Here is an 18326-nt window from a genome sequence, read left to right as displayed (position 1 = left end):
GTGCACAGGCCTCTCAGCAAGTGAAGTAGGCCGGGGGAGGTCGGCGCACACCATGCACGTCACGCATCTCTCGCTGGCCGACTTCCGCTCGTACGCCCGGGTCGAGGTCCCTCTCGACCCGGGCGTCACCGCGTTCGTGGGCCCGAACGGACAGGGCAAGACCAACCTCGTCGAGGCCGTCGGCTATCTCGCCACGCTCGGCAGCCACCGGGTCTCCTCGGACGCCCCGCTCGTCCGTATGGGCGCGGAGCGCGCCGTCATCCGGGCCGCCGTCACGCAGGGCGAGCGATCCCAGCTCGTCGAGCTCGAACTCAACCCCGGACGCGCCAACCGCGCCCGCATCAACAGATCGTCGCAGGTCAGACCGCGCGACGTGCTGGGCATCGTCCGCACGGTGCTGTTCGCGCCGGAGGACCTCGCGCTGATCAAGGGCGACCCCGGTGAGCGCCGGCGCTTCCTCGACGAGCTGATCACCGCCCGCTCCCCGCGCATGGCCGGGGTCCGGTCCGACTACGACCGGGTCCTGAAGCAGCGCAACACCCTCCTGAAGTCGGCAGCGCTCGCCAGGCGCCACGGCGGCCGCTCCATGGACCTCTCCACGCTCGACGTCTGGGACCAGCACCTCGCGCGCACGGGAGCCGAGCTGCTCGCCCAGCGGCTCGACCTGATCTCCGCGCTGCAGCCGCTGGCCGACAAGGCGTACGAACAGCTGGCGCCCGGCGGCGGCCCCGTCTCCCTGGAGTACAAGCCGTCGGCACCCGGCGACGGACACACCCGCGAGGCGCTCTACGAGCAGCTGATCGCCGCCCTCGAAGAGGCCCGCAAACAGGAGATCGAGCGGGGCGTCACCCTGATCGGCCCGCACCGTGACGACCTGCTGCTGAAGCTGGGACAGCTCCCCGCGAAGGGGTACGCGAGCCACGGCGAGTCCTGGTCGTACGCCCTGTCGCTGCGCCTGGCCTCGTACGACCTGCTCAGGGCCGAGGGCAACGAGCCGGTGCTCGTACTCGACGACGTCTTCGCGGAGCTGGACGCCCGCCGCAGGGAGCGGCTCGCGGAGCTGGTGGCCCCCGGTGAACAGGTGCTGGTCACCGCCGCGGTCGACGACGACGTGCCGGGAGTGCTCACCGGCACACGGTTCACGGTGGCGGACGGCGCGGTGGACCGCGTATGAGCGCCCAGGAGCCTGCCGAGGGCGCCCCCAAGGACACTGCCGCGGGGACCCCGAAGACACCCGAGCCCTCCGGCGTCGACCTCGCCAGGGTCGCCCTGCGTGCTGCCAAGGAACAGGCACGCGCGCGTGGGGACGCCGCGCAGCAGAAGAAGCAGGCCCGGCGCGGCGGACTGCGGTCCGGCGCGCGCGCCGACGGGCGCGATCCGCTGCCGCTCGGTTCCGCGATCAACCGTCTGATCACCGAGCGCGGCTGGGAGACGCCGGCCGCGGTGGGCGGCGTGATGGGCCGCTGGCCGCAGATCGTCGGCGACGACCTGGCCAACCACTGCGTACCGCAGCGGTACGACGAGGACGAGCGCGTCCTGACCGTGCAGTGCGACTCCACGGCGTGGGCCACCCAGCTGCGTCTCATGGCCCCCCAGCTGGTCGCACGCCTCAACGAGGACCTGGGCCACGGCACCGTGCGCCTCATCAAGGTGCTCGGCCCCGGAGGCCCCCCGCGCCGCTTCGGCCCCTTGCGCGCACCCGGTAGCACAGGCCCCGGCGACACCTACGGCTGAGCCCGTCGGTGACGGTTGCTGGCGGTTGACGGCTCGAAGCGCTGAGTGCCGCTGTGAGCGTTCTGGAGCCCTGGGCCGCATATGGGGAGTCGGCCGAGGCCGGTTCAGGGCGGCACATGAGGACTCAGGTACCGGCAAACCCCCATCACTGTCAGCGCTACCGGTAGACTGGAAGCTAATCCCGCCCCACTTGTGGGACGCACCGAGCAACGCTGACTATTGCTGAACGACGCAGCCGCTCCGGCCACCGCCGGGAGCTTGGCTTGTGCTGTGCCAGAAAGGGCGCTTCGTGGCCGATTCCGGCAACCCCAACGAGAACATCCCGTCCACCGCCGCCGGCGAGAACGTCGAGGCACCGCCCTCGTACGACGCCAGCGCGATCACCGTCCTCGAGGGTCTGGACGCGGTCCGCAAGCGACCCGGCATGTACATCGGTTCTACCGGTGAGCGCGGCCTGCACCACCTGGTGCAGGAAGTCGTGGACAACTCCGTGGACGAGGCCCTCGCCGGCCACGCGGACACGATCGACGTCACGATCCTCCCGGACGGCGGCGTGCGCGTGGTCGACAACGGCCGAGGCATCCCGGTCGACATGCACCCCGTGGAGAAGAAGCCCGCCGTCGAGGTCGTCCTGACCGTGCTGCACGCGGGCGGCAAGTTCGGCGGCGGTGGCTACGCCGTCTCCGGTGGTCTGCACGGCGTCGGCGTCTCCGTGGTGAACGCTCTCTCGACCAAGCTCGCCGTCGACATCAAGCGCGACGGCTACCGCTGGACCCAGGACTACAAGCAGGGTGTGCCGACGGCCCCGCTGTCCAAGCACGAGCGGGTCGATGAGTCGGGCACCACGGTCACCTTCTGGGCCGACCCGGACGTCTTCGAGACGACCGAGTACTCCTTCGAGACGCTGGCGCGGCGCTTCCAGGAGATGGCGTTCCTCAACAAGGGTTTGACGATCAAACTCACTGATGAGCGCGACTCGGCGAAGGCCACGGCGGGCGCCGACTCGGCCGAGGCGACCGACGACGAGGCCGCCGAGCCCCGCACGGTGACGTACCACTACGAAGGCGGCATCGTCGACTTCGTGAAGTACCTCAACTCGCGCAAGGGTGAGGTCGTTCACCCGACCGTCATCGACGTCGAGGCCGAGGACAAGGAGCGCATGCTCTCGGTCGAGATCGCGATGCAGTGGAACTCGCAGTACACCGAGGGTGTGTACTCCTTCGCGAACACGATCCACACGCACGAGGGCGGTACGCACGAAGAGGGCTTCAGGGCCGCGCTGACAGGCCTCGTGAACCGCTACGCGCGCGAGAAGAAGCTCCTCCGCGAGAAGGACGACAACCTCACGGGCGAGGACGTCCGCGAGGGCCTGACGGCGATCATCTCGGTCAAGCTCGGCGAGCCCCAGTTCGAGGGCCAGACGAAGACCAAGCTGGGCAACACGGAGGCGAAGACCTTCGTCCAGAAGGTCGTCCACGAGCACCTCACGGACTGGTTCGACCGGAACCCGAACGAGGCCGCGGACATCATCCGCAAGGGCATCCAGGCCGCCACCGCGCGCGTGGCCGCCCGCAAGGCGCGCGACCTGACCCGCCGCAAGGGCCTCCTGGAGACGGCGTCCCTGCCCGGCAAGCTCAGCGACTGCCAGTCGAACGACCCCACGAAGTGCGAGATCTTCATCGTCGAGGGTGACTCCGCCGGTGGTTCGGCGAAGTCCGGCCGCGACCCGATGTACCAGGCGATCCTGCCCATCCGAGGCAAGATCCTGAACGTCGAGAAGGCGCGCGTCGACAAGATCCTGCACAACCAGGAAGTCCAGGCCCTCATCTCGGCCTTCGGCACCGGTGTGCACGAGGACTTCGACATCGAGAAGCTCCGCTATCACAAGATCATCCTGATGGCGGACGCCGACGTCGACGGCCAGCACATCAACACGCTGCTCCTGACATTCCTCTTCCGCTTCATGCGGCCGCTGGTCGAGCACGGGCACATCTACCTCTCGCGCCCGCCGCTCTACAAGATCAAGTGGTCGCGGGACGACTTCCAGTACGCGTACTCCGACCGAGAGCGCGACGCCCTGGTGGAGCTCGGCCGCCAGGCCGGCAAGCGCATCAGGGACGACTCGGTCCAGCGCTTCAAGGGTCTCGGCGAGATGAACGCCGAGGAGCTCCGCATCACGACGATGGACCAGGAGCACCGCGTGCTCGGCCAGGTGACCCTGGACGACGCGGCACAGGCCGACGACCTCTTCTCGGTGCTGATGGGAGAGGACGTCGAGGCACGGCGCTCGTTCATCCAGCGCAATGCCAAGGACGTCCGTTTCCTCGACATCTGAGTCGGCCCGTACAAGCCGCACCTCGAAAGGACTTTGACCAGCAATGGCCGACGAGAACACCCCTGTGACGCCCGAAGAGGAACCCGTCGTTCCTGGTGTGGGCATGCGTGTCGAGCCCGTCGGGCTCGAAACGGAGATGCAGCGCTCGTACCTCGATTACGCGATGTCCGTCATCGTGTCCCGCGCGCTGCCCGACGTACGCGACGGTCTGAAGCCCGTCCACCGCCGCGTCCTGTACGCGATGTACGACGGCGGCTACCGCCCCGAGAAGGGCTTCTACAAGTGCGCCCGCGTCGTCGGCGACGTCATGGGCACGTACCACCCGCACGGCGACTCCTCCATCTACGACGCCCTGGTGCGCCTCGCCCAGCCGTGGTCGATGCGGATGCCGCTGGTGGACTCCAACGGCAACTTCGGTTCCCCGGGCAACGACCCGGCGGCCGCCATGCGGTACACCGAGTGCAAGATGGCGCCGCTGGCCATGGAGATGGTCCGTGACATCGACGAGGAGACCGTCGACTTCACGGACAACTACGACGGCCGCAACCAGGAGCCGACGGTCCTGCCGGCGCGCTTCCCGAACCTGCTGATCAACGGCTCCGCGGGCATCGCGGTCGGCATGGCCACCAACATCCCGCCGCACAACCTCCGCGAGGTCGCGGCGGGCGCGCAGTGGGCCCTGGAGCACCCCGACGCCTCGCACGAGGAGCTGCTCGACGCCCTCATCGAGCGCATCAAGGGCCCCGACTTCCCGACCGGTGCCCTGGTAGTGGGCCGCAAGGGCATCGAGGAGGCGTACCGCACGGGCCGCGGCTCCATCACGATGCGCGCGGTCGTCGCGGTCGAGGAGATCCAGAACCGCCAGTGCCTGGTGGTCACCGAACTCCCCTACCAGACCAACCCCGACAACCTCGCGCAGAAGATCGCCGACCTGGTCAAGGACGGCAAGGTCGGCGGCATCGCCGACGTCCGCGACGAGTCGTCCTCGCGCACCGGTCAGCGCCTCGTCATCGTCCTGAAGCGTGACGCGGTCGCCAAGGTCGTCCTGAACAACCTCTACAAGCACACCGACCTGCAGTCGAACTTCAGCGCCAACATGCTGGCCCTGGTCGACGGTGTGCCGCGCACCCTCTCGCTGGACGCGTTCATCCGCCACTGGGTGACGCACCAGGTCGAGGTCATCGTCCGGCGCACGAAGTTCCGGCTGCGCAAGGCCGAGGAGCGGGCGCACATCCTGCGCGGCCTCCTCAAGGCGCTGGACGCCATCGACGAGGTCATCGCGCTCATCCGCGGCAGCCAGACCGTCGACATCGCGCGCGAGGGCCTCATGGGCCTCCTCTCGATCGACGAGATCCAGGCCAACGCCATCCTTGAGATGCAGCTGCGCCGGCTCGCCGCCCTGGAGCGCCAGAAGATCGTCGCCGAGCACGACGAGCTCCAGGCGAAGATCAACGAGTACAACTCGATCCTGGCCTCTCCCCTGAAGCAGCGTCAGATCATCAGCGACGAGCTCGCGGCGATCGTCGACAAGTTCGGCGAGGACCGTCGCTCCGCCCTGGTGCCCTTCGACGGCGACATGTCCATGGAGGACCTGATCGCCGAAGAGGACATCGTCGTCACCATCACGCGCGGCGGCTACATCAAGCGCACCAAGACCGAGGACTACCGCTCGCAGAAGCGCGGCGGCAAGGGCGTGCGCGGCACGAAACTGAAGCAGGACGACATCGTCGACCACTTCTTCGTGTCGACGACGCACCACTGGCTGCTGTTCTTCACGAACAAGGGCCGCGTCTACCGCGCGAAGGCGTACGAACTGCCCGACGCCGGCCGCGAGGCCCGTGGCCAGCACGTCGCCAACCTCCTCGCCTTCCAGCCGGACGAGCAGATCGCCGAGATCCTCGCGATCCGCGACTACGAAGCGGTGCCCTACCTGGTGCTCGCCACCAAGGGCGGCCTGGTCAAGAAGACCCCCCTCAAGGACTACGACTCGCCTCGCTCCGGAGGCGTCATCGCCATCAACCTCCGTGAGACCGATGACGGTTCGGACGACGAACTGATCGGCGCCGAGCTCGTCTCGGCCGAGGACGATCTGCTGCTCATCAGCAAGAAGGCCCAGTCGATCCGGTTCACCGCAACGGACGACGCGCTGCGCCCGATGGGCCGCGCCACTTCGGGCGTCAAGGGAATGAGTTTCCGCGACGGCGACGAACTGCTCTCGATGAATGTCGTTCGTCCAGGTACGTTCGTGTTCACCGCCACCGACGGTGGGTACGCGAAGCGGACCAACGTCGACGAGTACCGCGTCCAGGGTCGCGGTGGCCTCGGCATCAAGGCCGCCAAGATCGTGGAGGACCGCGGCTCGCTCGTCGGCGCCCTGGTGGTCGAGGAGACCGACGAGATCCTCGCCATTACGCTGTCCGGCGGTGTGATTCGTACGCGAGTCAACGAGATCAGGGAGACGGGCCGTGACACCATGGGCGTCCAACTGATCAACCTGGGCAAGCGCGATGCCGTGGTCGGTATCGCTCGTAACGCCGAGGCCGGGCGCGAGGCCGAAGAAGTCGACGGGGACATCGTCGTCGACGAATCGGACGGTGCCGAGCCGGCCGCCGGTACGGACGAGGGCACGGACTCCTCGGCCGAGTAGCGCGAGGAGTGAGTCATCGTGAGTGGAGCCACGGGCGCCGGGGCGAATAGGACCGGCACTACCGGCACGGAAGGTGCCCGTGGCTCCGCCACTGATGCACACGACTCCGACGAGTCTCATGGATCCCAGGGGGGGACTGTGACGGACACCCGAGGGCCAGAGACCACTGGTCAGGCCGCTGACCAGTACGACGCCTCGTACACGGCAGGCAAGGGCAAGAAAAAGAAGGCGGGCGGGGCGGGCGGAGCCGGCGGGGCGCTGCCCGGGGAGCGACAGCCCAAGGAGCAGTCGTCCCAGCCGTACCATCCGCCGCAGGCGTATCAGCAGGGCGCGCAGACCGGTGTGCGTCGGCCACGCACCGGGGCGCGCACCACGCCGCGCACGCGCAAGGCGCGGCTCCGGGTGGCCAAGGCCGACCCCTGGTCGGTGATGAAGGTCAGCTTCCTGCTCTCCATCGCGCTCGGCATCTGCACGATCGTCGCGGCGGCCGTCCTGTGGATGGTCATGGACGCGATGGGTGTCTTCTCGACGGTCGGCGGCACGATCTCAGAAGCGACGGGCTCGAACGAGTCCAACGGCTTCGACCTGCAGTCCTTCCTGTCGCTGCCGCGCGTCCTGCTCTTCACGTCGATCATCGCGGTCATCGACGTCGTCCTGGCGACGGCTCTGGCGACGCTGGGCGCCTTCATCTACAACCTCTCCGCGGGCTTCGTGGGCGGCGTCGAGCTGACCCTGGCCGAGGACGAGTAGTCCTCTCGTAGCCGTGCCTCCCCCGCGCGTGGGTATCGATTTTGGGACTGGCGCCCAGGTGCGCTAATCTTCAGAGGTCAGCGCGCGGGACACACACTCCGCAGCGCGGCGGGGCTATAGCTCAGTTGGTTAGAGCGCATCCCTGATAAGGATGAGGCCACAGGTTCAAATCCTGTTAGCCCCACCAGCACAGAACCCCCAGCCGGTCACGGTTGGGGGTTCTGGCGTTTCCAGGGGTTGCTGGAGGGGTGCTAGGCCCTTGGGCGTCGCGTGGTGTGGCCCGGGCTGGCCTGGTGTTGCCTGTGGGGCGTGGGTGTGCTCGGAGCCGGGCATCCATCTGGGCCGGGCATGAAGGAGCCCCCCGGCCTGTGGTGGCCGGGGGGCTTCTGAGGTTTACGAGGGCGCGTGCCCTGGCCGCGGGGCCTGGGTTACGGCTCTGAGGCGAGGGCCGGCTCATGCGCGGGGGACTCGGTCTCGGTGTCCGTGTCCATCTCCGTGGGCGGGAGGTGCCGGCAGCTGGGGGATGAGCCGTGGGCCTCGGCGCGGATGCGCTGCTTCATCGTCGGGGGCAGGGACCGTTCGTACGCTGCCGTCCAGAGGGCCGTCATCGGCGCGGTCACGCACGCCGTGGCGTTGCGTGCGTTCGTGGTCTCCTGTACCGCCGTGGCCGCGGTGGCCGTCGTGGTGAGTCCCAGCGCGGCGAAGAGCGCGAGGAAGGCGGTGACGATCGTGGTCCACAGCTTCATGGCCTTGTTGCCGGTCATGGCCCCTCAATTCGGGTTGGGCGATTTGCGTACTTTCCTCATGATGTGTATGTGCGGCTGAGAGTGGTGGACCGACGCTCGTGGCGCGTGGATGTTCAGATGAACACCACCCGGATGGCCGCAAGGGCGCCGAGAAAGGGGCAAAGCGGCGAAAGTCACAGTCGGGGCGGGGCTGGGGCGGAGTCCCGAGGTCCGTTTCGACTGCGCTACACAGGGCGGGAGTTGAGCCAGATCCAGGTCACCGATCGATATCGCTCGGTGTGTATAGTCGGGCGCCAGAAGTCCCCTACGTCAAGGAAAGACGAGGTCGCGCGGTGAAGAAGCTTCTCCTGGTCGCACTGGCCGCCATCGGCGGGCTCCTCGTGTACCGCCAGATCCAGGCGGATCGCGCCGAGCAGGATCTGTGGACGGAGGCGACTGACTCCGTGCCCACGGGTTCGTGAGTATCGACAACAGTCACTTACAGGCCCCGGTCGCTTTTGCGGCCGGGGCTTTGTGCTGCGCGCGGACCTCTGTCCTTCTTTGTTTGTGTTCGCGAATGCTGCGGTTGCGTACGCAAATGTGTGGGTGGCGCGGTTGCGTCGGTGGTGGGCTCGTGGTGGTGTCCGCGCGGCGGTCGGCGGGCAGGACGGTCGGGATGGGTGGGACGGCTGGGTTCGCGGCGAGGGGTGGCGCGTGATGGGGCGGCGGAAGCGGAGGCTGAGCGGGGGCGGAGGCGGGGGTCTGGGGGCGGCGGGACGAGGCTGGGGTGGGGTTGCTCCGGCTCGGGGCCGGGCTGCTCCGGTGGTGGCCGTGGTCGCGGCGTTGTGCGTGGTGGCAGTGGGTTCCGGGCAGGCCGGGGCGACAGGGCCGTCACCGCGCCCGTACGCCTTTGCCGAGGGCGCGGAGATGGTCGAGGGAGCGACGAGCAACGTCGAGGGGCGACGGCTCAGTCCCGGTAAGACGTACAAAAGCTCCCTCCCGCGCGTGGGGCAGCGTTTTTACCGCCTGGAGCTCAGGGCGCAGGACAGTGTGTACGTCTCGGTCACCGCTGTCCCGAAGCCCGGCACCAGGGTCTCCTACGCCGACGGGGTCGAGGCGTCCGTGCAGGACGCCGACGGCAACAACTGCAGCCCTATGGAGGCTGAAGAGGCACGCTTCGGCTCTTCGGAGAGCCCCCGCCCGATCACGGCCACGGCGGCGCGCAGGGTCGGCCCCGACGAGAAGAGCTGTAGAGGCGCCGGTACGTATTACGTGCTCGTCGAGCGGACCAGAGCCTCCAGCGCTGCCCCGGAGAACTGGGATCTGGAACTGCACGTCGCGTCAGAACCCGCGCTGCGGAAGGGGAGCGCGACCGCTCCGCCGGAGACATGGAACTCCGCTGCTCCTGTACTGCCGTCGGGGGAGCGGAAGCCACGCGAGGGTGGCACGAGCTTCAACAAGGCCCGAGGGCTGGAGAAAGGGGTGTGGGGGGCCGCCATCGTGCCTGGGGAGACCCTCTTCTACCGTGTGCCGGTCGACTGGGGGCAGCAACTCTCGGTCTCGGCGGAGCTCGGCAGTTCGGGTCGAGTGGATCGTGGGATGGCTCGGGACGCCGGGTATGTCTCGTCCGCGTTGGTCATGTCTCTCTCCAACCCGGCACGTGCGCAGGTCGACGACGTTGACACCGCGTACGACGGCAGGCAGAAGTCGACGGCCCTGGACCCGTTGCCGCCGGTCGCGTACGAGAACCGCTTCGCCCTCACCGACGAAGTCGCCGCCATGCGCTTCGCCGGCTGGTACTACCTGGCGGTCCACCTCAGCCCGGACGTCGCGGAGAGGTTCGGCGACGCCCCGCTGGAACTGACGCTACGGGTGGACGTCGACGGGTCGCCGCGGCCCGGGCCCTCGTACGCGGGGACGCCCGAGCCCGCCGAGAACTTCGGCGTCACGGAGCGGGACACGGCGGCGGCGAGGCGCGGAGAGACGGCGTCCGGGGCCGGTGCGCGTTCCGGCGGGGACGACGACGGGCTGATGGTGGTCATCGCCGCCGGGGGGATCGGGACGGGAGTGGTCCTGCTGGGGATCCTCGGCTTGTGGACGCTGATCGCGCGGCGCAGGGCGGCGAGGGCATCGGAGGCGGGATCAGCATCGGCGGCGGCACCGGCACCCCTGGCCGCGCAGTTCGGGCCGCCACGGGGCTGGTGAGGCGGGCGGTAATCGGGCCTCGCTATCGGACCTCGCCATCGGGCCTCGCTATCGGGTCCGCCATCGGGCCTCGACTCAACGGTCAGAGCTGCGTGAGTGCCCAGACGCCGACGGCTAGGCAGGCCAACGCTATGAGCAGCATCGGCGCCGCCACCTTCGCGGGCGGCCCAGGGCGCTTCAGCGGAGTGGAGGGGGAGGGAGCCGCGGGTTGGGGATGGGGAATGGGGTGGTTCGGGGGTGGAACCTGGGCGGCGTGAGCGGTGTATGGATGAGCAGGAGCGTGAGCGCGTGGCGGCGCGCAGGACGCGGAGGTGACGGTGGGATCGGGTGCAGGTGGCGGTAGGGATATCGGCATCGGCGTGGGCGTGGGCGTGGGGGGAGTCGACGGCTGGGGAGGTTGTGGGGGAGGTGGCAGATGGAAGCCGCCGCTGCCCAGGCGTGAGGCGACGGACGGCGTGGGCTGTGACTCCTGAGGTTTCTGACCTGGCGTCGGGGTGGGATGCGGGCGCGGAGCCGGAGCCGGAGCCTGGGGTGGGGCCAGGGGCGGAGGTGGTGCAGAGGCCGTGCCAGGTGGCCGGGTCCCAAGCGGCCGGGCCCCAGGCGTGGGGCGCGCATGGCGAGGTGCGGAGCCCGGGCGCGGTGTGGCAGTGAGAGGGCCCTCGGGGCCGAAACCCGTGGGCAGCGGGGGGAGTTGGTCGAAGATCTCGATGAGTTCGTCGTCCGGACCCGGCTCGGGCAGCATCTCCGTGGCCGATGCCAGCGCCTTGCGCGCCCCCGTGGCGGTCCGGAAGCGTGCCTGGGGGTTCGGCTGGAGAAGGGTGGCGATGACCTGCCAGAGGGGCTCGGGCACGCCCTGCGGGGCCTGCGGCGTGCCGTGTTCGGCGAAGTACTCGATCAGCGCTTTGGCGTCCGGCTTGGCGCCTTCCAGGAGGTAGAGGGCGACCAGGCCGACTGCGAAGAGGTCGGCGGTGAAGTCCGGTTCGGCTCCCAGCATCTGCTCGGGGGCGAAGTAGCCGGGCGTCCCCACCACGTAGTCCGTCTCGGTCAGCCGGGGCTCGCCCTTGCGCATCGAGATGCCGAAGTCGGACAGGCGCAGATGCGGGCGCCCGGCGCCGGTGGCTTCCAGCAGGATGTTGGCGGGCTTGATGTCGCGGTGGACGACGCCTTCGGCGTGGACGGCCGCGAGGCCGGAGAGGAGTTGGTCGAGGAGGGCGCAGACGAAGCGGGGCGGCAGTGGGCCGTAGTCCCCGATGACGTGCGCCAGTGAGCCGCCGCCGATCAGGTCCATGGTGAACAGGACCTTGTCGTCGTCGGCGGCCCAGCTGGCGGGCGCGAGCACATGAGGGTGGTCGATCCGCAGGGCCTGCTCCCGTACGAACCTCAACAAGGAGTGCGCGTCGCTCTGTTGCAGGACCTTGGCGGCCACGTACCGGTGTCGCCGGTGGTCCCAGGCGCGCCAGACCGCTCCGACTCCCCCGCGTCCGATCGGGTCGACCAGTTCGTACCGGCCGGCGAAGACCTCACCCATGGTCGCGCTCCGCTCCCCTTCCGGGCCGCGCGGCGGCCCGGTCGACGGCTCAGCTCTGGTGCGCCTCGTAGTGGGCGACCGCGTCCGCGGTGCGCCCGGCGCCGTACACCCGGAGGAACTCTGCCAGTTCCGGGTGGGTCGGGGCGAGGGAGTCGGCGGCATCGATGATGTCGCCGGCCGCCGCGACGGAGCGCAGCAGTGACTGGATCTCGCGCACCACGCGCTTCACCGTGGGCGCGCCCGAACTGGTCGCCGTTTGCGCGGTGTTGGTGAGGACGGAGCCGCCCTGGGACTTCTTGATCTCGTCCATGCGGTCGGTGGCCTCGGCGGCGCTGACACTGCCGTCCGCGACCTGGCCCGCCAGTTCCTGGAGGAGCTGGACGCGCTGGACGACGGCGGGGTTTCCGATCTTGGCGCGCTGTCCGCTCATCAGCTGGGACAGCATGGGCGCGGACAGGCCGAGGACTCCGGCGAGGCGTGCCTGGTTCAGTCCCAGATCGTCGATGAGGCGACGGAAGAGCGCCCCCAGCGGCTCCCCGTACCAGTTCCGCTGGAGCTCTCGTGCTCTCGCGGTGGTGTCCTGCTGTGCGGCGTCCATGTGCGTCTCCCCATCGCTTCCCCTAAGACCGCGGTTCGCTGCCGCGAACCACGTCGAGCATCTTACGGAGCGTGGTCGTGGACCGGGAGCCCCAATCCTTTTGCGGGATCGGGGGGGTGACCCGGTACTCTGGTCTGCGATGCACGCCGGGACGTGGTTCTTCCGGTTCGACGTATCGCAAGCGGGGCCTTAGCTCAGTTGGTAGAGCGCTGTCTTTGCATGGCAGATGTCAGGGGTTCGACTCCCCTAGGCTCCACCCCCGTAAAACCCCTCTGACCTGTGGAAACACTGGTCAGAGGGGTTTTTGGCGTAGGGGGTGGGGCGGGCGTCAGGCCGGGTGGCCGGCGGTGATGTCGTCCGCGTCGAGCAGGGCGAACAGAGGCGGTGGCTGTTCGTCGGCGCAGGCCGTGGTGTGGGCGGCGATCGGGTCGAGTACGAAAGCGACGTGGTCGCCGCCGTCGAACCGGTCGTGGACGCGTCCGACGAACCAGGCGAGGGCATCGGAGAGGATCACGGCCCCGTCCGGTCCCTCGTGCCAGTCCAGGTCGGAGAACTTGTCCGTCCGGTCGCTGCAGAGGGCCCCGAACCGCTCCGCGAGGTCGTGCCGGTGCCGGGGCAGCAGGTGGACCGCGAGGGTGCGTGCCGACCGGGCGAGGCGGTAGGTGTGGTTGGCCTTGGAGAGCCACACGGCGAAGCGGGCCGGCTGGAGGGAGCACTGGCTCGCGAAGCCGATCAGGCAGCCCGCGCGCTGCCCGTCCACGGCCGCGGTGACCACGTACATGGCAGGGTTCGTGAGCGCGGTGAAGGCCGAGATGTCCTGGTCCGTGCCCATGGTCAGGCGGTGACGCGGACGGTGGTCAGCGAGCTGTCGGCGGCGTCCGGGAGGTTCATGCCGGCTCGTACGCCCGAGCGCAGGTAGTTCAGGACGGGTTCCGTCAGGCGCTCGCCGGGCAGGACCACGGGAATCCCGGGCGGGTACGGCGTGATCATCTCCGCGGCGATGCGTCCCGCCGCCTCCTCCACGGGCACGTCCTCAAGGTCGGCGAAGTAGGCGTCTCGTGGCAGCGACGCCTGCTTCATCCGCAGCTCGTCGGGGTCGGGGACGTCGACCCCGGGTGCGTCGGTGAGGTCGGCGGCGTGCCGGGACAGGTCGCGCAGCGCGTCCAGGAGGCGCGCGACGGAGGCCTCGTCATCGGCGTAGGTGAGCTGGGCGCTGATCCGGCGGTGGTCGAAGAGGTGCATGTCGATGTGGTGCCGGGTGCGCAGCCAGTCGGCGGCGCGGTATCCGGTGGTCCCCAGCGCGGAGAGGTCGATCACGACGGGCAGCGGGTCGAGATCGGCCGCTCGACCGGGGCCGCAGTAGTCCTCGGCACCGTCGACGTGCAGACCGTCGATGTCACTGATCGCCGCGCGGGTGTCGGCGGCCAGGCGGAGGGCGTCGTCGAGGAGCTGCTCGCCGTGCTGGACCATCTGGCGGCGCCAGCCGTCGAGCCCCGCGTAGAGCAGGACGGAGGGGCTGGTGGTGCCCAGCAGGTCGGCCCGGGAAGCGAGGACGGCGGGGTCGATGAGGTCGCCCTGGAGGTGGAAGACCGAGCCCTGTTCCAGGCCGCTGCCCATTTTGTGGACGCTGGTGACGCAGATGTCCGCGCCCGCGTCCATCGCCCAGGTCGGCAGCTCGTCGTGGAAGGGCAGATGGGCGCCCCATGCCTCGTCGACGATGAGGGGCTTGCCGCGCCGGTGGCACACGTCGGCGATGCCGTTCAGGTCGGCGGTGGAGCCGTAGGGCGTAGGGCTGGTGACCAGGGCGCCGTCGGCGTCGGGGTGGGCCTCGAAGGCTTCCTCGAACGACTCGGCCGTGGGCGGGTGGGCGAGGTGACGCTCCGGGTCCCAGGCGGGGCTCACCCAGACGGGCTCGACGCCCGACAGGATCAGGCCCGCGATGACGGACTTGTGGGCGTCACGGCCGACCAGGAGACGGCGGTGCGGCGCCGTCACCGTCAGCATGGCCGCCTTGACGGACAGGGAGCTGCCGCACGTGGAGAAATAGGTGTGCTCGGCGTGCACGGCGTCGGCCATCAGCCGCTGGGCGCGTTCCAGGATCTGCTGGCGGCTCAGTCGGTCGTCGAGCCCGCCACTGGCGAGCACGTCGCCGAGGAACACCGCTTCTCCGAGCACCTTGGTGACCCGTGGGTCGGCGCCGCGGGCCTGCTTGTGGCCGGGCGGCGTGAAGGCGAGCTCGTCGGCTTCGTGGTACCGCTCCAGGGCCTCCAGTACGGGGGCCTCGTCGTGGTTCAAGCTTTCGTTCGCAGCCATGCCAGGTGCAGTTCCCGTTTCGGCGGGCGCCAACCCGCGACTGCGCGGGCGGCGCGGGGCGGAGTGGGTCGTTGTTTCACGTGAAACAACGCGGGGCGGAGACCGAATGGCCTCCGCCCTACGGAGTGCACGGACGCGGCGTCAGCTTCGCTTGTCCCGGTCTGTGTTCTCGGCGTTCTTGGCGTTCTCGGCGTTTCCAGCCTCCGCCTCGGCCTGCTTGGCCTGCACCTCGGGGTCCAGGGCCGCCTGACCGCTGCCGTCGACGGAGGTCAGCGGCGTGCTGTCCGGGACCTCCGTGGCCGCGGGCGGCTCGACCAGCCAGTCGGGGTTGGCCTGCTTGTCCCACCACTTCCAGGCGGCCACGGCGCCGCCCGCGAGGATGCCGACGACGGCGAGCCTCTTGGCGAGACGGCCCGCCCGAGCGCGCCGCTGGTGCTTGCGGGCCAGGCGCTGGATCTCCTTCGCCGAGACCTGCCCGCGCAGCGCGGCGAGCGCCGCCGTGCCACGGGACGTGGCTTCGTCGCGCACGGGCTGTGCGGCGGCGACCGCCTGCTCGATACGGGGCCTGGAGTAGTCGGCGGCCTGACGGGCGGCCTTGCGGGTGCGGACGGCGGCTTCGTGCGCGGCGTGGTCGACCTTCGGCGGCACATGCGTGCGGGCCTGCTCGACACGGGGGGCGACGTGGGCGCTGTACTGGACACGGGCTTGCTCGGCGGCCACACGAGCCTGCTCTGCGGCCTGCTGGGCGGCAAGCGACACCTTGGGTGCGAGCCGTACGCGCGCTTCGTGGGCGTAGTGGGTGGCCCGGTCCTTGGCCGTGTCGGCGTATGGCGCCACCGCGTCCGCGGCGTGACGCACGCTGTCCTTGGCAGAGCCGGTCGCGGCGCGCACGCTGTCGATGCGGGTCACGGGATCCTCCTCCTCGGTGGCGTATAGGTATGTCACCTTTCCACCCTTTCAGCGATCATGCCTTCCGGATCGCTCCAAGGCATGCGAGGGCGGGCATCCGGGTCACGGGAGCTGACGCCGGCCAATCTCTGATCCGGTTCCCCTCCGGTTCCGATCCACTCTCTGTACAGGGAAAGGATCTCTGTTCAGGTGATCGGCCGGCCTGTTCCGTTCAATTCGATCCAATTGGTGCAAGAAGAGTTCCCGGCCGACAATGCCATGGATCGCTTCGGCGCGCGCCCAGTCGGTGGCTACTCGTCCCAATCCGGTCCGTGCGAGGATCGGGGTGTCACAGAAGACAACGGAAGGCAGATCGTGGCTGAGCAGCTTTACGCCACCCTGAAGACCAACCAGGGCGACATCGAGGTCCGGCTTCTGCCGCATCACGCGCCCAAGACGGTCAAGAACTTTGTCGAGCTCGCTCAGGGCGAGCGCGAGTGGGTCCACCCCGCGACCGGCAAGAAGACCACGGACCGCCTGTACGACGGCACGGTCTTCCACCGCGTGATCAGCGGCTTCATGATCCAGGGCGGCGACCCGCTGGGCAACGGCACGGGCGGCCCGGGCTACGAGTTCGAGGACGAGTTCCACCCGGACCTCGCCTTCACCAAGCCCTACCTCCTGGCGATGGCCAACGCAGGCCCGGGCACCAACGGCTCGCAGTTCTTCGTGACTGTCGCGCCCACGGCGTGGCTGACCGGCAAGCACACGATCTTCGGCGAGGTCGCCAACGACGCCGGCAAGAAGGTCGTGGACGCCATCGCGGGCGCCCAGACCAACCCGCGCACCGACCGTCCGGTCAACGACGTGGTCATCGAGTCCGTGGTCATCGAGACCCGCGACGCCTGACCCACGCGACCGCGCGTTTTCGCGAGGGAACCAAACCGCCCCGCCCATCCGTAAGGAAGGGCGGGGCGGCGCGTTGCCACGTGTGCCGTCACAGTGCCTTCGTACGGAGATTGAGGGGACCCCATGGACCAGGCGCCAGGCAGCCCGCAGGAGCCACAGGGTGCGTCGGGCCTCCCCGGCTGCTACCGGCATCCGGACCGTGAGACCGGTATCAGTTGCACGCGCTGCGAGCGACCCATCTGCCCCGAGTGCATGATCAGCGCCTCGGTCGGCTTTCAGTGCCCCGAGTGCGTCCGCACCGGCTCCGGCACGGGCCACGCGCCGACGGCCACCCAGCCGCGCACGGTCGCGGGCGGTGCGGTCACCGCCGACCCCCGCCTGGTCACCAAGATCCTGGTCGGGCTGAATCTCGCCCTGTTCCTGGTGCAGCTCGCGGTCGGGGATCGCTTCACCGACCGGTTCGACCTGCTCGGACGGGCCTTCGTGCCGGAATTCGGCACGGTCGAGGGTGTCGCCGAGGGGCAGTGGTACCGCCTCGTGACGGCGATGTTCCTGCACAGCAGCTACATGCACATCGCCTTCAACATGCTCAGCCTGTGGTGGATCGGCGGCCCGCTCGAAGCCGCCCTCGGCCGCGTTCGCTACTTCGCGCTCTACCTGGTCTCGGGCCTCGCGGGCAGCGCGCTGACGTATCTGCTCGAAGAGCCGTTCCGGCCCTCGGTGGGGGCGTCCGGAGCGATCTTCGGTCTGTTCGGCGCGACCGCCATCCTGATGCGGCGCCTGAACTACGACATGCGGCCGGTCATCGCACTGCTGGCGATCAACATGGTGATCACCTTCTGGTGGCCCAACATCGCCTGGCAGGCCCACGTCGGCGGGCTCGTCGGGGGCGTCATCGTCGGTTACGCGATGGTCCACGCGCCCCGCGAGCGGCGGAACCTCATTCAGTACGGCAGCTGTGCGCTGGTGGTCGTCGCGGCTGTGGTCATGGTCCTCGTCCGGACCGCTGAGCTCACCTGACGTACAGGGTTGTCCACAGCGTGTGCCGGATCTTGTGCATGCTGTGGGAACAACCGTGCCCCTTGTCGCTGGCCTGGGTTTTCCCAGGAAGGACAAGGGGCGGACGAGGGGAGAGACCCAGTGGGTCAGTCACACCGGCGTCAACCGGCTGAGGGTTATCCACAGATCTTCAGCCTTTTTCCACTCATGTGGATAGCGCTGTGGATAACTCAGGGCAGGACTTGCTTCCGGCGAGCTGCTTCCCCCGACCGGCGAGCGTTCTTCACTGGCCGGCGAGCTACTTCCACTGAGTGGAGACGCCGAAGCCGGCCGCGATGAAGCCGAAGCCGACCACGATGTTCCAGTTGCCCAGCGGGTCGATCGGAAGCTTGCCGTCCGTGACATAGAAGACGACGATCCAGGCGAGCCCGATGAGGAACATCGCCAGCATCACCGGAGCCACCCAGCTGCGATTCGTCAGCTTGATGTTCGTCGCCTTCTTGGCGGGCGGCGGGGTGTAGTCGTCAGCCTTCTTGCGGATACGTGACTTCGGCACGAGGGTCTCTCCTGTCGATGCGCTGCGTGGCCGCGCAGGTAACTGGGGTCTGGCGCCTGGCGGGGCACTACTAAGGAGCTGAAGCCTCCCCCGGGCGTCCGTTAGCGTAGTGCTTCCAAGGCGCTGAAGGAGATAAGGG

Annotated in this window: 16 protein-coding genes and 2 tRNA genes; 11 read left to right on the top strand and 7 right to left on the bottom strand. The window is 69.1% G+C overall.

Going from position 1 to position 18326, the window contains the following annotated elements:
* Positions 1-52: 52 nt before the first annotated feature.
* From recF to AB0H82_RS03305, 6 genes are all read left to right on the top strand, one after another.
* Positions 53-1174, top strand: a complete 1122-nt coding sequence (gene recF, locus AB0H82_RS03330; RefSeq protein ID WP_362988230.1) for a DNA replication/repair protein RecF — start codon at positions 53-55, stop codon at positions 1172-1174.
* Complete coding sequence (locus AB0H82_RS03325; protein WP_362988228.1) at positions 1171-1734, top strand: DciA family protein; 564 nt, start codon at positions 1171-1173, stop codon at positions 1732-1734. Before recF ends, AB0H82_RS03325 begins: the two co-directional genes overlap by 4 nt.
* A 265-nt stretch (positions 1735-1999) precedes the next feature.
* On the top strand, positions 2000-4069 hold the full coding sequence (gene gyrB, locus AB0H82_RS03320; protein WP_362988226.1) for a DNA topoisomerase (ATP-hydrolyzing) subunit B: 2070 nt from the start codon (positions 2000-2002) through the stop codon (positions 4067-4069).
* Between the two features lie 43 nt (positions 4070-4112).
* Positions 4113-6716 (top strand): DNA gyrase subunit A, encoded by a 2604-nt coding sequence (gene gyrA / locus AB0H82_RS03315; protein ID WP_362988224.1) that lies wholly within the window; start codon positions 4113-4115, stop codon positions 6714-6716.
* 18 nt (positions 6717-6734) lie between these two features.
* Positions 6735-7466 carry a DUF3566 domain-containing protein gene (locus AB0H82_RS03310; protein WP_362988222.1) on the top strand — a complete coding sequence of 244 codons (732 nt, stop codon included), beginning with the start codon at positions 6735-6737 and terminating at the stop codon, positions 7464-7466.
* Positions 7467-7576: 110 nt separating this feature from the next.
* Positions 7577-7653, top strand: a tRNA-Ile gene (locus AB0H82_RS03305).
* A 241-nt stretch (positions 7654-7894) separates the two neighbouring features.
* Here AB0H82_RS03305 and AB0H82_RS03300 read toward each other — a convergent pair.
* Positions 7895-8230 (bottom strand): DUF6344 domain-containing protein, encoded by a 336-nt coding sequence (locus AB0H82_RS03300; protein ID WP_362988220.1) that lies wholly within the window; start codon positions 8228-8230, stop codon positions 7895-7897.
* 314 nt (positions 8231-8544) lie between these two features.
* On the opposite strand from AB0H82_RS03300, the gene AB0H82_RS03295 reads away from it, so the two are divergent.
* Together AB0H82_RS03295 and AB0H82_RS03290 are read left to right on the top strand one after the other, a co-directional pair.
* A complete protein-coding gene (locus tag AB0H82_RS03295; RefSeq protein ID WP_003999697.1) occupies positions 8545-8673 on the top strand; it encodes a DLW-39 family protein in 129 nt (42 codons plus the stop codon).
* A 523-nt stretch (positions 8674-9196) separates the two neighbouring features.
* Positions 9197-10396 (top strand): hypothetical protein, encoded by a 1200-nt coding sequence (locus AB0H82_RS03290; RefSeq protein WP_362988218.1) that lies wholly within the window; start codon positions 9197-9199, stop codon positions 10394-10396.
* A gap of 82 nt (positions 10397-10478) precedes the next feature.
* Here the strand turns inward: AB0H82_RS03290 and AB0H82_RS03285 are convergent, their stop codons facing one another.
* A complete protein-coding gene (locus tag AB0H82_RS03285) occupies positions 10479-11924 on the bottom strand; it encodes a serine/threonine-protein kinase (RefSeq protein WP_362988216.1) in 1446 nt (481 codons plus the stop codon).
* A 49-nt stretch (positions 11925-11973) separates the two neighbouring features.
* The gene (locus tag AB0H82_RS03280; protein ID WP_055527494.1) at positions 11974-12522 is read right to left on the bottom strand and encodes a hypothetical protein; all 549 of its coding nucleotides are present in this window, start codon (positions 12520-12522) and stop codon (positions 11974-11976) included.
* A 183-nt stretch (positions 12523-12705) separates the two neighbouring features.
* Here AB0H82_RS03280 and AB0H82_RS03275 point away from each other — a divergent pair.
* Positions 12706-12778 (top strand) — tRNA-Ala (locus AB0H82_RS03275).
* Between the two features lie 72 nt (positions 12779-12850).
* On the opposite strand, the gene AB0H82_RS03270 is transcribed toward AB0H82_RS03275, so the two are convergent.
* The 3 genes from AB0H82_RS03270 to AB0H82_RS03260 form a co-directional block, all read right to left on the bottom strand.
* Entirely contained in the window at positions 12851-13354 is a 504-nt protein-coding gene (locus tag AB0H82_RS03270) for a flavin reductase family protein (protein ID WP_362988214.1), read from the bottom strand.
* Between the two features lie 2 nt (positions 13355-13356).
* A complete protein-coding gene (locus AB0H82_RS03265) occupies positions 13357-14835 on the bottom strand; it encodes an ornithine decarboxylase (RefSeq protein ID WP_362988212.1) in 1479 nt (492 codons plus the stop codon).
* A 141-nt stretch (positions 14836-14976) separates the two neighbouring features.
* Positions 14977-15744 carry a DUF5324 family protein gene (locus AB0H82_RS03260; RefSeq protein WP_362988210.1) on the bottom strand — a complete coding sequence of 256 codons (768 nt, stop codon included), beginning with the start codon at positions 15742-15744 and terminating at the stop codon, positions 14977-14979.
* Between the two features lie 354 nt (positions 15745-16098).
* On the opposite strand from AB0H82_RS03260, the gene AB0H82_RS03255 reads away from it, so the two are divergent.
* Positions 16099-16632 carry a peptidylprolyl isomerase gene (locus AB0H82_RS03255; RefSeq protein WP_362988208.1) on the top strand — a complete coding sequence of 178 codons (534 nt, stop codon included), beginning with the start codon at positions 16099-16101 and terminating at the stop codon, positions 16630-16632.
* Positions 16633-16755: 123 nt separating this feature from the next.
* Positions 16756-17652 carry a rhomboid family intramembrane serine protease gene (locus AB0H82_RS03250; protein WP_362988206.1) on the top strand — a complete coding sequence of 299 codons (897 nt, stop codon included), beginning with the start codon at positions 16756-16758 and terminating at the stop codon, positions 17650-17652.
* A 277-nt stretch (positions 17653-17929) separates the two neighbouring features.
* On the opposite strand, the gene crgA is transcribed toward AB0H82_RS03250, so the two are convergent.
* Entirely contained in the window at positions 17930-18187 is a 258-nt protein-coding gene (gene crgA / locus AB0H82_RS03245; protein ID WP_055563960.1) for a cell division protein CrgA, read from the bottom strand.
* Positions 18188-18326: the final 139 nt, after the last annotated feature.

The sequence above is a fragment of the Streptomyces sp. NPDC050732 genome (genome assembly GCF_040654255.1).
GTDB lineage: Bacteria > Actinomycetota > Actinomycetes > Streptomycetales > Streptomycetaceae > Streptomyces.
This window is presented reverse-complemented; position numbering and strand designations above follow the sequence as displayed.

Coding starts and splice junctions, on each gene's coding strand:
- AB0H82_RS03300 (WP_362988220.1), bottom strand. CDS start 8,230: ATGACCGGCAACAAGGCCATGAAGCTGTGGACCACGATCGTCACCGCC.
- gyrA (WP_362988224.1), top strand. CDS start 4,113: ATGGCCGACGAGAACACCCCTGTGACGCCCGAAGAGGAACCCGTCGTT.
- AB0H82_RS03325 (WP_362988228.1), top strand. CDS start 1,171: ATGAGCGCCCAGGAGCCTGCCGAGGGCGCCCCCAAGGACACTGCCGCG.
- AB0H82_RS03270 (WP_362988214.1), bottom strand. CDS start 13,354: ATGGGCACGGACCAGGACATCTCGGCCTTCACCGCGCTCACGAACCCT.
- AB0H82_RS03265 (WP_362988212.1), bottom strand. CDS start 14,835: ATGGCTGCGAACGAAAGCTTGAACCACGACGAGGCCCCCGTACTGGAG.
- AB0H82_RS03250 (WP_362988206.1), top strand. CDS start 16,756: ATGGACCAGGCGCCAGGCAGCCCGCAGGAGCCACAGGGTGCGTCGGGC.
- recF (WP_362988230.1), top strand. CDS start 53: ATGCACGTCACGCATCTCTCGCTGGCCGACTTCCGCTCGTACGCCCGG.
- AB0H82_RS03285 (WP_362988216.1), bottom strand. CDS start 11,924: ATGGGTGAGGTCTTCGCCGGCCGGTACGAACTGGTCGACCCGATCGGA.
- AB0H82_RS03280 (WP_055527494.1), bottom strand. CDS start 12,522: ATGGACGCCGCACAGCAGGACACCACCGCGAGAGCACGAGAGCTCCAG.